This is a genomic window from Candidatus Zixiibacteriota bacterium, from assembly GCA_021159005.1.
In the GTDB taxonomy this organism is placed as follows: Bacteria; Zixibacteria; MSB-5A5; order UBA10806; family 4484-95; genus JAGGSN01.
In genome coordinates this window covers 1-15,963 of record JAGGSN010000064.1, presented here as the reverse complement: position 1 = coordinate 15,963, position 15,963 = coordinate 1, and the positions used below count along the sequence as shown (strand labels likewise).

General features: G+C 40.5%; 11 protein-coding genes. 4 read left to right on the top strand and 7 right to left on the bottom strand.

What is annotated here, in order from left to right:
- From J7K40_04045 to rlmD, 6 genes are all read right to left on the bottom strand, one after another.
- On the bottom strand, nt 1–1,223 hold a 1,223-nt coding region (locus J7K40_04045), incomplete at its 3' end, for an IS1634 family transposase (protein MCD6161570.1).
- A 449-nt stretch (nt 1,224–1,672) separates the two neighbouring features.
- Entirely contained in the window at nt 1,673–3,664 is a 1,992-nt protein-coding gene (locus J7K40_04040; GenBank protein ID MCD6161569.1) for a S9 family peptidase, read from the bottom strand.
- 795 nt (nt 3,665–4,459) lie between these two features.
- Nucleotides 4,460–6,568, bottom strand: a complete 2,109-nt coding sequence (locus tag J7K40_04035; protein ID MCD6161568.1) for an AAA family ATPase — start codon at nt 6,566–6,568, stop codon at nt 4,460–4,462.
- 1 nt (nt 6,569) lies between these two features.
- Complete coding sequence (locus J7K40_04030) at nt 6,570–7,658, bottom strand: metallophosphoesterase (GenBank protein ID MCD6161567.1); 1,089 nt, start codon at nt 7,656–7,658, stop codon at nt 6,570–6,572.
- A gap of 34 nt (nt 7,659–7,692) precedes the next feature.
- A complete protein-coding gene (locus J7K40_04025) occupies nt 7,693–9,393 on the bottom strand; it encodes a DUF885 domain-containing protein (GenBank protein ID MCD6161566.1) in 1,701 nt (566 codons plus the stop codon).
- Between the two features lie 12 nt (nt 9,394–9,405).
- On the bottom strand, nt 9,406–10,779 hold the full coding sequence (rlmD, locus tag J7K40_04020; GenBank protein ID MCD6161565.1) for a 23S rRNA (uracil(1939)-C(5))-methyltransferase RlmD: 1,374 nt from the start codon (nt 10,777–10,779) through the stop codon (nt 9,406–9,408).
- 488 nt (nt 10,780–11,267) lie between these two features.
- Here rlmD and J7K40_04015 point away from each other — a divergent pair, with 488 nt between their 5' ends.
- From J7K40_04015 to J7K40_04000, 4 genes are read left to right on the top strand one after another with little or no spacing between them, the layout of a single operon-like run.
- A complete protein-coding gene (locus tag J7K40_04015) occupies nt 11,268–11,798 on the top strand; it encodes a prepilin-type N-terminal cleavage/methylation domain-containing protein (protein ID MCD6161564.1) in 531 nt (176 codons plus the stop codon).
- 12 nt (nt 11,799–11,810) lie between these two features.
- Entirely contained in the window at nt 11,811–12,200 is a 390-nt protein-coding gene (locus tag J7K40_04010; GenBank protein MCD6161563.1) for a prepilin-type N-terminal cleavage/methylation domain-containing protein, read from the top strand.
- Nucleotides 12,201–12,220: 20 nt separating this feature from the next.
- Nucleotides 12,221–14,155 carry a pilus assembly PilX N-terminal domain-containing protein gene (locus tag J7K40_04005; protein ID MCD6161562.1) on the top strand — a complete coding sequence of 645 codons (1,935 nt, stop codon included), beginning with the start codon at nt 12,221–12,223 and terminating at the stop codon, nt 14,153–14,155.
- A 20-nt stretch (nt 14,156–14,175) separates the two neighbouring features.
- Nucleotides 14,176–14,796 (top strand): hypothetical protein, encoded by a 621-nt coding sequence (locus J7K40_04000; GenBank protein MCD6161561.1) that lies wholly within the window; start codon nt 14,176–14,178, stop codon nt 14,794–14,796.
- A 171-nt stretch (nt 14,797–14,967) separates the two neighbouring features.
- On the opposite strand, the gene J7K40_03995 is transcribed toward J7K40_04000, so the two are convergent.
- Complete coding sequence (locus J7K40_03995) at nt 14,968–15,603, bottom strand: regulatory protein RecX (protein MCD6161560.1); 636 nt, start codon at nt 15,601–15,603, stop codon at nt 14,968–14,970.
- Between the last annotated feature and the right edge of the window lie 360 nt (nt 15,604–15,963).

Here is a 15,963-nt window from a genome sequence, read left to right as displayed (position 1 = left end):
AGATCTTCGGGAATCTCAACTAACCGGGCAATATGATATTTCTGAACATAACCTTTCAACTGATGATAACATTCCTCGGAAGTAAGGCTTGAAATCTCAAGCTGTGAAGCCAATGCCAAAAGTCCATCGATAGAACGCTCACGCCGCCTTTGCTGCTTCTTGGCTGTTTCAGGATTATAGCAGTAGATATGCCGAACCGGAAGTTTGATATCTTTGCCCTCCGATGAACGCATATTCACATGACCGGATTCCTCGTGATAAAACGACTCTTCATGTTTCTCTTGTCGGCGTCTTGCTTCAGCTTTTACCAAACCCTCGCGAACAGTATTCCGGATCCGCTTCGATTCGCCTAAAATAAAACCAACACCCGCTTCTTGCAGCCAGCCGTAGTTCGCTTTGCTGGTCATCCCCTTGTCGGCAGCCAGCGTTACCTCTTTCACCCTAAAACGACTCTTGATATCATCAACCACCTCGATAACCGTCTGGCGGTCGCTGGTGTTGCCGTCAAAGGTGTAATGACAAAGAGGTATCCCATCCTGATTCATCGCCACGCCAATAACTACCTGCCTGCAGTCGGAACGATGGCCGCGGCTGTAACCCCTCTTGCGTATGTCGCCCTCGACCTCGTGCTCGCTCTGAAAATAACTGGAAGTCAAATCGTAAAAACATAACTTCAACTCGGCATCGAATATAGTCATAAAGCGAGCCGCTATCTCAGCCTCGATTTGACGCTTATGCTTGATGAGAAAATCCATCGCCCGCAGAAGATGAGGATACTTGATATTCTTAGTGTCTATCGAGGGCAGATAAACATCCTCACACCAGCTTAACAAACCAAGCTTCGACTGAGGATCATCCAGCCTGTTTAAGACCATCAATTGAATATGTTTGACCAGGTCGAACTCGGTCTTAGTTTGCTGAGCGGCTTTACGAAGCGTCTTGGTAATTTGGAGTTCTTTGAAAAGCATCATCGCCGCCCAGATATGACCGAAATGTTTAGAAGAAAGAATGACATCGCTTTCGGCAGGCGATGTTTGTCCTTTGAGTCTCAAGAAGCCGTTGATGAGATTATCGATATCCCGCTTGAGTAGTTTTTCAACCGAGCCGAGGTTGAAAAGTATTTTTTGCCGGACTTTGCCATCGGCAGTACGGTAGCCTTCCACGATTTGCGCGGTGGTGTAAGTTTTGCCGTTTCGTGTGGAGCTGCTTGTTCTGATAAACATACACTAATAATACAAGATAACAGATTCATTGTCAAGGGTAATAATAAATTAGTGCATACACAACAAATATAGAATATTCATCGCTCTAACTTGCTGCATATCAACAAAACTGTTTATCAAATTATGCGTTAACTGTCAAAGCCGGGTTATATTACAGCGCGTAGGGGCGTATTGCAATACGCCTCTATGCGTTACGTATATATCAAATTTAATATCATTATGGGAATTCCAATAAATAATCATTTGTCAACAGCCTGTATCCACCATAGGCGGATTCTTCTGCCAGAACTGTCGGAAGTAACTTCCGACAACACAAAATAAAATATAAAAGCTCTAACCACTTAAATGTCGTCAGGAAATCCGCCTTAGGCGGACTGACTATGCGCAATATTCATCCGCGGGTTTAACAGATGGCGCACCAGGAAGTACGCCATCCATATAAAATCTACTTAGAATATGTGATCCATAAAATAAACATAGTAGCGGGTTAGTTCGGTAATAATCTGCTCTTTGGTGGTTGAGCCATGACCGGATTCGGTACTCTCGAAATAGATTACATCCTTGCCCATTTGGGAAAGCAGATAACCAAAGCGGCGCGGGTCGCCGGCGAAAACGCGGGGATCATAAAAGCCGCTGGTTAAAAATATCGGCTTCGATATTTTCTCGGATTTGAATATCGGCGATAAATCATGAGCTAATTTACTGCCGATTTTGCCGAATTCCTCTTCCCATATTTTTTGCCCGCTAACATCGCCATGAGTCTGGCAGAAGTCTTGATCGGCAACGCCGACCTGGCTTATGGCGCAGGCGAATTTTTCCGGCACAGTCCCCGACAGATAGTTGACAGTGTAGCCGCCATACGAGCCGCCCTCAATACCAATCTTCTCAGGTTTTGAATAGCCTTCGTTGACTAAATAATCTAAAGCCGCAATGGCATCATCAAGAGAGTTGTAGCGTTTTTTCTGATTGTCGGCTTTTTCCCATTCGGTGCCGTAGCCTGATGAACCTCGAACATTGGGACGTAAGATAATCAAGCCCTTAGATAGCGCAAAAGCGAGATTTCTCTGGAAATACGGCCGCCACTGAGCAGGAGGCCCGCCATGATACTGAACAATAGCCGGATTGTTGCCGTCTTTTTTAATATTAGCAGGAGTGTACATCAAGGCGGGAATCATAGTGCCGTCTTTAGAGGGATAGTGGATAACTTCGACTTTCACATCCGAAAAATCAAAACCAAAGGTGGAAACAGTTGCCACAGTTGCAGCTTTTTTATCGCCAAGTTTGAAATAGTAAATAGATGGAGGAGTGGTTGGCGAACTGAAACCATACACAAACTCGCCATTGTCATTAACAAAGCCATCCTCATCATAAGGACCGCCGCCCGATAATACGCCAACCGGTATTTTGGGCAGGTCTATCATATTGCCGTCAAGGTCAAATGCTATCAGTTCGGAATAGCCGTCCTTGTTTAATGTCATTATAACGGTTTTGGTATTTTTTACATATTCATAGCCGGCATTTTCCATTTTGGGATCAAACAGAACTGTCATTTTTTTAGGCTTATCAATATTAACAGCTACCAGTTTATTAAACTCATCCTTTTTGGATTTGGAGTCGGTAGTAAACATAATCCGGCCGTCGCCAGTGAACATAGCGCCATCAAAGCTGCCTTTTTTGGTTATGTTTTTTGTTTCTAAGGTGTTCTCATCTAAAGTAAATAATTGGCTTTCAGAAAATGAGAAAGATCTAACGCAGAGAAGTAAGCCATCTTCATAATCATAAATGCCCAACCATTCCTCATCCTGATAAAGCGTATCGAGCTTGCCAGTGGAAATCGTATATTTGCAGAAATATTGATTTTGCCGGTCATCGACAGATAAGAAAAATTCATCTATATTTTTGAAAGTTACATTGCTGAAACGGATATTGGGGTTAACTAAAAGCGGTTTGAATGAACCATCGCGATTGAATTGCCATATATCATGACGTTCACTTCCATGACGCATAGCGCGCACTAAAAGATATTCGCCGCTTGGGTAAACATCATAACCCCAAATAGTGTAGCCCTCCTGCGCCCAGTTATTTGGCGAAAGCTGAGTTGGCCAGCTCATTGGTTCATCCATATAAAACAGGTGACCGGTTTCTCCGGTAATTCTCATCTGAAAGTAGATTCTGCCGGTATTATCGATTTGCGCCGAGCCGGTATAATCAATGCCCAGCAGGAATGAAAGGTCTCTGTGAGTACTTTCCCAGTAGGGCGAGCTGAGAAGACGGTCATCAACAGCTTTTGCGCAGCTGTCGATATAGGTCATTATGCGGGCGGTATCGGAGATAATCCAGGTGTCGGCTTCGTTAAGAACATCCTCGATTCTATCGGCGAAGCTGTTGACAGCCAATAACATTACTGCCGCCATGCATAAAGCTATGGTTAGTTTTTTCATTTAGCCTCCATTGCTAAATTGTTTGTTTTGGGTTTATTTGTTTGTAATTGATTTATTTATTACGGAGCGCCGTGGAATGTCCTATACCTCCAATCACAGTTTAACTCAATTTACATACGAATTGATAATAGAAAAGTTACTTGACATAAGCAACAACAAAAATGGATATTTGATTAATTCAAGCCAAGTCCATATGCTTTGCAGCCAGATAGTATTCCTGCGGGCGGCATCCGCCTTTGGCGGACTTGTCTGCCCCGCTTTAGATGCTAATAATTATCATTTCTGTTCGGCCTTTTGCAATATACAATCATCTATAATCACGGGAATCGTCCATGAAAAATATTTCACCCCTATAAATGGAAATATTTTACCAACGGGTAAAGAACGATGTCATTTTTTTAAAACTGTAAAACTTGTAATAGACACCTTTTTAGGGTAGGTTTTCCGAAGGCTGAAAGCCAAAATAGGAGACAAAAAAGCGGCTACAGCAGTTGCCTTCATGCGCAATTAGAGGAACGGTATCGCAAAAATACCATTAGCTCGCTTCAAAGGCTTGGTTATGAAATTTCGTTGACTAAAAGCACATAACTAAGCCGCAACAACTGTAAAAAACAATCCAAGAGGAATCACAAGATTTGCCTTAAGGGTAAATTGTATCCAAAATCCAAATCTATTTTCGCGGGAATGACAATACTGGATTCCCTGCCGCTGTCTACCTTAGGCGGAGAACCTGACCTGCGAATAATTTACACGAATATAATTGATTGCTGCAAGATTCGGATTGATTTCGAGGGGTTATAATTGAATCACATTATCTGCCCATTTGTCATAAAGGTCATTGGCAGTTAATAATAAAACCTGATGTTTTTTAGACATTGTTTTCAACAGCTCCATAGTATTTTCACGTCTCTCCATATCAAAGCCATTGAAGGGATCATCTAATATTATTGGCGGCGAGACTTTGCCGGCAATAATCTCGGTCAATGCCAATCGGGCTGTAAGATAAATCTGCTCGACTGTTTCCTGCGAGAGTTCCAGGTGCGGATTAGCCCAGTCTTTTTTCTTGTCGGAATAAACTTCAAAGTTAAGGGATGCTTTATCAAATCTGACTTTCTTATATTTACCTTTGGTTATCATGTCTAAAATATCCGAAGTTCTTTTTTCCAGAAGTTCGAGCGTCGAAATCATTACATTTTGGCGGGCTTTATAGACACATTCTTTAGTCAGACTTATAATAGCCAGTTCCTCGATTAGTTTTTCTTTTGTGATACCAATAACTTCTTTGCGTTCGAGATAGCTGGCCAGCAGTTCTGCGCCGCCTTCGGCTGTTTCAATTTGACGATTTAGCATCTTCCTTTCACTCGCAAGCGTATTATATTGTTCCTCAATCTGGGCAGTAATTAATTTCATTCTTTCCAATTCAGCCGGGTCGAGCAAGACTTCATCTTTAAGCAGCATTTCATTTTCCGATATTTTTTTATCGAGATTTTGTATTTGTACTCTCAGTTCTTCTTCCGATATTCCCTCAAGCAGGTTTTTATAGCGTTTGGTTTCTGCCTTCAACTGGCTTTCCAGATCGCTTCGTTTCCAAGATGCCTGACGAGCCTCATCAGCCGACCTGATTTTGTATTTTTCTAACAAGCTTTTCAATTCGCTCGACATTTGTTCAATTTCTTTTACGGTGTTTTCAAGCTTATGTTTTTTATTCTCTAATTGGTTTTTTAAGAATGACTTTTTTTGTTTTTCTCTGGAAAAAATAGCAAATGATAACATTAAAGAGACTAATCCTGCGCCGCCGATATGAAAACAATAGAGGATATACTGGGTAAGGAATAAAAAATAATCAGCGGCGGCAAAACCAATAGCCGCCAAGGATAAAACCATCCAGCCCGAAAGGGCGCTATTTATTTTAACCCCGTCATATTCTTTCTGGCTTGATTCAACATCATCTTTTAAATCTCGCTGCTTGGGGCGAAGGTATTTAATTGTTGATTCAAATTCATCAAGCTTTTCACTATCATCTATAGTAACATCAACGATTCGAGTTAATTCATCCCTAACTTCTTTAGTTTTTTGCGCGGCTGATTTAACTTTTTGAAGATTCTCAGCGGCTTCATCCCGCTGTTTAGTAAGCTGAACCTGTTCATTCTGCGCGCTTTCGGTTTTGCTGGCAGATTCAACTTTTTGCTTTTTTGATTGATAATCTTCAGCAACATTCGCATAGGCAATTTCCACCTGTGTCAATGAGCTTCGCCAGGTTTTCAAATTGTTTATTTCGCGATTAATCCTATCGATATTGTAATCGATATTTTCCTGTTCTTTTTCCAGAATTTTCAATAAACCGGGATTTTGCTCATCATTGTTGGTAATATCATCAACCCGTTTTTCGATTTTTTCCACAAGCTGGGAGGCGGCTTTATCCTCTACTCCTCCGGTTACCAGAGATTCAAGATTCATTTTAATCTGCTCGACCGAGCCGCCAATTTGAGTAATCTCCCCCTGTTTAATACATGAGGTGGCCTCAAACAGCTCAATTGACTTGAGACCCATTGAGCCGGCAATGATTTCTGAAATTTTACTTTTGTCTTCCACGGAAATATTATGTTTTGTATTGTCGAGTTTAACCTGACCGGAATCGAAATTCTTTTCGAGAACGCCGAAAAAGTTTTCATCGGAAATATCAGCTTTTAATGCCGCCGGTTTATCACTTCCCCAGGTTTTAAAAATCGAGATACTATTATCTGAGGATTTCAGATCATTGTAAAAAAGCGCGGTTATGGCGGAAACAATAGTAGACTTGCCGGTTTCGTTCGCTCCCTTAATAACATTTAAACCAGCGGTCAAATTACACTCGAAATTATCGAATTTACCGAAATTTTCAAGTTTTAGGTTAGCAAGCCTCATATTACCACGGCTCCCTTCCTTGAAGGAGCATATAACCGACTTTTAGAGATTTTTCAAGCTGGTTTTTGCGGCTTTCGTCGCCCTTATTAATTTCTTGCGCCATATACTTGATATACTGACCTAAAATCGTTTTTTCCGATACTTTAACCTCAGAAATATTTTCAGGCAATACTTTCATATCATCAATAATATCAAGATACAAAAATTCATTTTCTATTAACTGCTGAACATATACAGGTATCAGCGATGACTCAAAAAGCGCCAAACCGGTAAGTTTTACTTTAAGCAGAGTATCGGTATTTGCTAATGGCTTTAATTTGTTAATTAAATCATCATTGCTTGAAATTTCTTTGGCGTCAATTTCCATCGTTTGCCATTTATAAACACCAACATTAACTTTTTTAACAATTGCTTTGTTTTGGGAACCGATTTCAACGCAGGCTATATTGCCGGCGTCTTCTTGGTTGAAATCAAGCTGCTCCGGCGAACCACTGTAGGCCGCATTGATGTCGAATTGCGTAAAATCACTAAAGGAGTAATTGCTGCCCAGGGCGACATAATCAAAATCCAGGCCGGTTTTGCTTATTACTGCTTTTACTTCATCTGGCGGACAACACATTACCCCAATATGATATTTAGTGTTTTGTTTGATAATTGGTTGGGAAAGTGCATTTGCGTCTTTAGCAGAATTTTTAGGGAATCCATACACAGTGCAATCCAGATGGCTTATGTTTATATATGGTTTTTTTGTATCAGTAATAGTGTGTACATTTTTTAATAAATTTAGGCTATTCCAACTTTTCCAAAATGAATTATCGGCAAGATTATTTTTTGCGCCCGGTAATATTACAATGGGTATGTCATTCAGCCTGCTTAATTCACCGGCGATGTAGTCCTGCAAATTCCTTGATACGTCATAACTATCAAATAGATTGCCGGCGATTATAAGCAAGTCCGCCTTTTCATTGACAGTGTAATCAATGATTTTAGAAAAAGTCGATTTAATCCCGGCTCGAAGTTTATCTCCGGCAAGTTTTAAGCCGACAAAATGCGCGCCAAGCCTAATATCAGATGTATGAATTATCTTCATATATCTGATATTATCGGCAACAATTCAAACTATTTTATTTTTTTAAGCTCATTTTTTTCGCTATTAATGAAGGAGGAATAGTTCCCTCCGCCAGCAGCCTATCATGGAACGCTTTCAATGAGAACGAACTGCCTTCTTTTTTGCGAGCCTTTTCAAGTATATCAAGGATTATTAATTTGCCTGTCAAGCAGCTTAAAGCCTGGGTAGGATAAGCACAATATCGCTTTATTTCGGAAGTAAAATAATCGGTGTTTTCACCAAGCATATTATTCATAAACACAAGCGCCGAATCGGGAGTCATCGAACTGTCTGCCAGCGAACAGTCAACTATCATCTGAACTGCCCGGAAACGGATGCCGCTATAAACGCCCAGCCAGCGTTCATCAAGATTTTCATTATCAAACAGACCTTGCTCGGTCGCCATTTGTTCGCAATATAGCGCCCAGCCTTCAGACATCATGGTATTATCCTGAATTTTACGTAATGGCGAAAGGTTATTATTGGCAATGCTCAATTGAAGGTGATGACCAGGGAAAGCCTCGTGAACGACAGAGCTTTTGAAGCGTTTATTTTGAATAATATTGCTGTACTTGGCAATCGCTGCGGAATCCAATGTGGGAATTGGCCTTACATAGAAATAACCGGTTTGGTCGCTGCTGAATGGAGCCGGCGGTTGATAGGCTATCCCGCGATGCATTGACCGCATGAAGGCAGGCATCTCAACGGGAATACATTTGCCGATGTTTTCAGGTATGGAAACAATATCATGGTTTTTGAAAAAATTGGCAGTTTCGTTAATTTCGCGCTGGTAATACTGGAATATGTCATCCTTTGTAAGCGAATTATCAAATGGGATTTCCTTATCATCGGCTGGCTGTTTAGAGTCGATTATTGCCTGAATTGAATCCATGGCGGCATTGGCTTTATTATACCAGTACCAGCCAAGATTCATTAAGGAATCGGAATCGATATCAAGGAAATAGATATTTTTCAGAAGATAATCGAGGTTTTCCTTGCCAATAAAATGCTTTTCAGGAGCATATTGAATTTCAACAGCACAAAACATTTTGAGATTCTTAAGGTTTGATATCGCTTCTTTTTTGTACCTGGCAATTCTTCGGGAGCTGTCTGGCACTACCTCAAATAATAGTTTTGCAGTTTCTTCAATTAATTCAATCCCCCCATCAGTCGATTCGAGGACGATTTCATAAAATATCTTGTCCATCAGGGGTTGATGTTCCCACCTTTGTTCAAAAAAATATGGGATTTGTTTCATCCTGGCCAATAGAAACGGCGCTTTTTCTTCGTCAGTCCTTGAATTGTCAATCAGAAGATAGTATAAGGAATTTAACACTTCATTAAGGTACAAAGCTGTCGAATGTTGATAAAATGGAAATTTCACCAATATAAATTCATCGTATCTAATATTGGAAAGCAGAAGCTTGTAATTAATATAATCATCGCCTTTCAATTTCTTAATATTTATCTGCCGAAGTTCCTGCATTATTTTGGAAATATTATTTCGGTATTGAAAAACCCTTTCTGAGGAATAATCCGTAAGCAGGGAATCATAATCGAATATGCCAACGCTTGTAGCCCATACGGGGTAGAAGCTGCTTCTGACATCGATATAATCCTGACTCAATTTTTCCAATTCTTCGGTTTGACCGGCAATTGTTGATGACATCAATACAGTTAATAAAAACGCAACAGTTAAAAGTAAGAACTTATACACAAGACCTCCATATTACTTTAGTTCCAATTTTGCTATTGACTCGATATGATATGTATGTGGAAACATGTCCACTGCTGTCGCTTTGCTAAGTTTGTAGCCAGCCTGAACAAGACCGGCAATATCTCTTGCCAGTGTTGATGGATTACATGAGACATAGATTATTGTTTGCGGCTTAATTTCGATAATCCCCTTAAGCGCTTTCGGATGTAATCCTGCCCGCGGCGGGTCTATAATCATTTTATTATAAGCGCCAATCTCTTTGACAACATCCTCGACTTTGCCGGCAACGAACTCAACGTTATGTATGCCATTATCTTTCGCATTGATATAGGCGTCGTCAATTGATGAAGCCATTATTTCGACACCAACTACAGATTTGACCAGGTTTGAAATATATATAGCTATTGTCCCGGTTCCGCAATAAAGATCGACTACCTTATCAAGCTCGTTAAACTCGGCATATTCGATTATGGTATCATATAATACCTGAGCCTGAAAAGAATTAGTCTGGAAAAAATTATCGGCTGATATGCGAAAACGATAATTATTCAGCTTTTCATAAATAAAATCACGCCCGTTAATTATTCCGTTTTTCAACATGGGCGGCAGCATATCCCTTATGGCGATGTTGGCTTTTTTACTGTTGATTGTCCAGAGGATGCTGTTGATATTTTCAAATTTTGAGGCGATATTATTTCCCATTCCCAAAAGCCTATCCTCATATCCCTCAAACTGGTCGCTGGTTACGATATTTACCAGAGTTTCGCCGGTAAATTTACCCTCCCTGACAACTAAAAACCTCATCAAACCGATATGGTTCCTGATATGATAAGCCGGGAGTTTCAGGCGGCTGCATTCGTCCCTGACAAAGACTACTATTTCGCTTGAAAGTTCGGATTGAAGGCAGCATTTTTCGACATTGAATACCTTATCGAAAAAGCCTGCATAGTGAAGTCCCAAAAACAGATCGCCGTCTTTATTTCGGTTAAATGAATACTCCATTTTATTGCGGTAATTGTATATTTTTTTCGCGCTGATAATCGGTTCCAAATATGGATTTTCGATGCCTCCAATTCGGATAAGATTGTTTCTCAATTGTTCCGCTTTGTATTCAAGCTGCTTATCATACTCGAAATTTTGCCAGCGGCAGCCGCCGCAAATCTCGAAATGTTGACAGAGAGGCTTAATCCGATATGGAGAAGGGTTTATAATCTCTATAACTCTACCCTCGCAATAATCAGGTTTTATCCTGTTGATTATTACCTTGGCAAAATCGCCGGGAAGGCCATCCTGAACGAATATGACTTTACCATCAAGTTTGGCTACGCCTTGCCCGCCAAAGGCAAGATCATCAACATGAAGTTCAACAACATCTTTTTTTTTCAAAATCAATCTTTCTCAGTTATTACCAATTTGTCTAATATGGTTATTAACAAAGCGGCTGTCAATGTTCATAAAAAAATAATAAATGTAGGGATGGAATCCCCGTCAAGAACGGATAAACTTGACTACCGCTTATTAAGATTTAGCCTGCCTATGGTTGTTTATAGCGAAACCATAAATTGTGGGTATCCTCACGCCCAAAACACGATAGCAGATATGTTTTACAAAACTATGGTGTAATTCCTATATGTATTGTTTATGATTAATATAATAAAAAGCTATGTAAAAATACCGTATCCTGTTAAAACATATAAGAATAAAGGGATATTATTAATATAAAGATAATTAATAATATTTAGTTAAGCCGCCTGTTCTTTTATTAAACAGCTTCTATTTATCAATAAGCGTATCAACAAGTTGTGATTATAATAACGCTCCGGCACAAGCTTTGCATGATAAATAGACAAAATAACGTGAAGGAGAGTTAAAATATGATAATTATCAGAAAAAAACATGGTTTTACAATACTTGAACTTCTTATAGCTGCGATTCTGACAACTATTGTCGCTACTGCGGCGTTATCGTTTTTTCTAAGGGCAAATCAGCAATGTATAGCGCAGGACGGAATCGCTGAAATGCAGCAGAATGTCAGGGCATCGGTTCAAGATATCATTCGTGAATTGAGGATGGCTGGATTTAATTTAACCGATACCACAATTGTGCCAATTGCAATTGATTCTTTGAGTGGTTTGACTGATACATTGTGTGTAAACAGAGATACATTTACGGTTAAATACTATATTGATCACTCAGACAGCCTTCATCCAACTCTTATTAAAGATGTCAATGGTCAGGCAAATATTTTTGCCGATGAGATTAGCGATTTTAATATTTCGTATATTGGGAATAACTCTGTAAGGGTATCCCTAACGGCTAAATCAGCGAGAGATGATGATGATATTATGGGTGGAGAGTGCTTTGAAAGAACTATATCCCAGGTTGTAAACCTGAGAAATTTATAAAGAGAGGGAGTTATGGTAAAGTTAATAAATTCAAACAAAGGAATAAGCCTGATAGAGGTAGTTATGGCTATGTTGATAGTTGCCATTGGCATACTAGGATTGGCGCCTTTAATGGCTATTACTATGGATGCCAATTCGTTTTCCCGAAGTGTATCTACGGCTAATAGCCTCGCTCAGGACAAAATTGAGTCGATGCGAACAGTGCCGAGTTTTTCGCCATTACCGTTTGTTGAAAGCGATTTAAATGTAAATAATAAATTTGATATCTACACAACAATAGACGGTACGGCATCGGATGCATCAGTGCCAAGTGGAGTCTATCGAATCCACGTAGATATTCGATGGGTTGATCAAAACAATTTGCCGAGATCACTGGAATATTGGACATATAGAACTAAATAGTTTTCATAAGGAGAAATATTATGTTTAACAAATTGACCAACAGTAAAGGCATGGCGATGATTATCGTCATCCCGATTTTGCTAATGATAACAATTCTTGGGATATCTGCGGTATTTAATTCCAATACCGACATGGATATCTCAGGCAGTGTAAAGAGGAGTTCTCAGGCATTTTATATTGCCGAAGCCGGGTTGGAAAGAGCGGTTAACGAATACATTTGGGGAAACTTCTACGATGAGAATGTATCGCCAATTACCCAGCCTTTCAATTGGCTGGAAAATCTTGATGATTCCACGTTTTATACCGACGTTGCCTTGGGCAATGCCGCTTCATATTCAACACGCGTAATATCAGTTGTAGACCCCGGACCTCAGTCTCCTTATATAGATTGCCGTGATGTTACTATTGAAGCGAAGGGCAATGCTAATGGCGGCAGTGAATCCACAACCTTAATAGCTACCATGAGGTTTGGGATTCTGCCTTCAGGCGTTTTTGACTATTCTTACTTCATAAATCACTTTGGCTGGTGGGCAGGATTTTCATCAGGAAACGCTGTTGCCAATGGCAATGTTAAGGCTAACGGGCATTTTGATGTTTTGTCGGGTAATTTTACCGTGAATGGCAACCCTCGCTTCGATCCAATCACCGGGGATGTTGTTGACGGCGGCGGTGTTTATGCCGGCGGTTATGTTTTTCCAACTGATGGTTCGGCTTATCAGGGTATGGCCGCCGATAGTGTAAACAGGCATAGTTATGCCGGCGCAGATAGAAGCCCCTATGATCAGGCTATTACCACAATGCCCAACCTTAATGATGCCGGCGATTTAGATGGCGACGGTATCGTTCAAGAACTTAATCCTTATTATGTTGGACTTGCAAATGGCGATTATGGCAACCCTGCCGGAAAAGTCGGTATTGATTCAAATGGCGATGGTGTGCTTCAACCAAGCGAGGTTATTATAAACGGCGCCTATGGCGATGATGTTGGAGAAACCGGCAACTTAGCGCTCTCCGGAACCGCCGCAAATCCTGTCATTATTGAAGGAACTATTGCCGTAACAAAAGATCTGGCTATTAGCGGGATTGTTGCCGGTCAGGGTTCATTCTATGTTGGCAGAAATACGTATGTTGGAACCGGCGTTCAATATCAGAATCCGCCTACGGCAAGGCCAAATTATAACTATGGCAGCGAATCTGCCGAACAGTACAGAACTAGAGTTGAAACCTGGAAAACAACCAATCAGACAGCCGATTTAGTGTCGTTTATGACGGTAAGCAATGTTGTATGCGGAAATCATACATCTTCGAGTTGGAGAAGTAGTATTACCGGCGGCGGCGGCTGGCTTAGCGATTACCGAAATAATGGCTATGAGGATGTTGGTGTGGACGGCGTCTTTGGCAATATGGAAAGTCAAAGCAATCCATATTCGGCATCCGCTAAAGAGGCTGACGGTTTCTTCACAGTATCAATTGCGGATGGCGATGGTAATCAGCACATGGAAGATTTGCCAATCAGCGGAGGTGTTGCCCAAGTTCCGTCCGGATACCATATAGTGCCGGGTACGGGCGAGGATGTTGATGGCGACGGAAGATACGGCGATGAATATGATTACAGTCGGGATATCGATTTTAGTGATGCTTTTAATTCGGCAAACTTCTATAACCTTGACGCCAGTGTTGCCGCCTACTCTGATTTTGCTAATTTTTCCGTAAACAGAATGGATGGCATATTCTATACAAACCATGCTATTGCTGGCTGGTTTGACGACTACTGTCAATTCAATGGGTCTGTTGTAGCCAGAAATGAATCTATGATTCTTAGAGGTCCTCATCTAACAATGAATCATGATGAGAGGCTTTCATCCAAGTACCAAGATTTAATTAATATGAATATTTATATGCCGCTGACAAAAAGTTTCTCAACAGTTAGCTGGGAAGATCAATCGGTGCGTTAATTTTTGGAGGGGATAAGACAATGAACAAGCAATTAACCGCGCTTCTAACAGTAGTCTTTATATTGATGTTGGCTGCGCAGACATGGGCGATTCAGTTAGGCAAAGGGAAAAGGAATATGGCAGTACATTCATACCATCAGAAAAAGCCCAAACCGGAACAGAAAAAAGAAATACTGCCGGAAATAATCCATAACCCGGTATTTGAAATTCCATCATCGGAGGATTTCAATATATCCGCCACCATTAAAAACATGGGACTGGGATTGCCGGTTGTATATTATAGGTTCGGCAATGATAAAAACTTTTTTAAAAGGGCTTTATCGAGATCCGAATCGGGGAAATTCGAACTGGAAATATTTTCTGCCGCTTTATCGGATGATAAAATCGATTATTATATTGAAGTTACGACAGGCTCAAAAGTTTTGGCAAATTATGGCTCGAAAGATAATCCGGTAACTGTAAAAATCATATATCCGAATCAAAGTAAAAAGATTCTGTATGCGGCTCTATTTATATTCGGAATTGCAGTAATCTGGAAAGTTGCGGTTACGCAAAGAGCGTATTATCGCAGCGAACACAAACGACAGTTGGAAATGAAGAAAAATTTCGGTAAAAAGAAGGTATCAAGAGCGGTAAGGTGAAACTTGCCTTCCCTCATAAATGCCGCGTTTGTTTTTTTAGCAGGCGCGGCATTCTTTTTTTTTACAAAAGAAACAACGTCATATATTAATCAAGCATTATATTGATTGCAGGCTGTAAGGGTGTATGCAATATCCAGATGATATTATTGATGACCCTGCGCGAAACTGATATCAATCCTTGCGTTCAAATAATTCAGCCAGCACGCTATTTATAACATCCCAATTGAACCCTCGTCCGCGCAGGAAATCAGAGATACGTTTCTTGGCTTTTAATTCGGGCAGGTTCTTTACGGTTTTAGATTTCTTCTCGCTTAATTTTAGGGCGGCTTCGTATTCGTCATAATCGCTGAGTTCGTTTGCCATCGCCTTATTGGCAATATCCGATGGCACCCCTTTTTGATACAGTTTCTGACTGATATAACGCTTGCTGTGCGGGTTGCCCGCAAGCGAATAATGAATAAAATTTACGGCATAGCTGTAGTCATCGATATAGCCATGCCCTTTAAGTTCGGTAATCAACCTGTCGGTGTGATGGGCGCATGATTTGACTGCCCGCAATTTCCGGCGAATCTCCTTTTCGGTGATACGTTTCCGGGCTAATATCTCTAATGCTTTTTTCTTCAGGTAATGATATTCTGCCCGCTCCCGAATGCCCTTGATTTCATCGCTATTGAAAGTCTGGCCGGGCTTAAGCAGATGCTTTAGTATCAGTTCATCATTGACAGCGAACGATACACCGTTGTCGAAGCGGATTTCGTACCAGGCTTTCTGGCGTTTGATTGATTCGAGGGCGGTTATTTTGGGCATAAGCTAAATTCCATTTAATATCACAAATCAAGGTATTAATATAATTAAATATACAAGAATAGCCATACTTAATGTATATCTGTTTTTACGCGAAGGCAGGAACCCTTTCCTGTATGCGAAAGCAGGAACCTTTTCCTGCCTCCTGTTAAAGAATAGCTGTACTTAATGTATATCTGTTTTGCGAGACTATTTATAGATATATATAAATTCACTACTGTCCGGCCTTTTTCATAGAGTTCTTTAAATATTATCCAACAAGCGAAACTTGCTTGATTCGCAATCCATAGAACAACAAGACATTGGACAACTCCAGCAAACATCGCCATTCTACTTTTTGCTTTGCATAATATTTCATGCCTG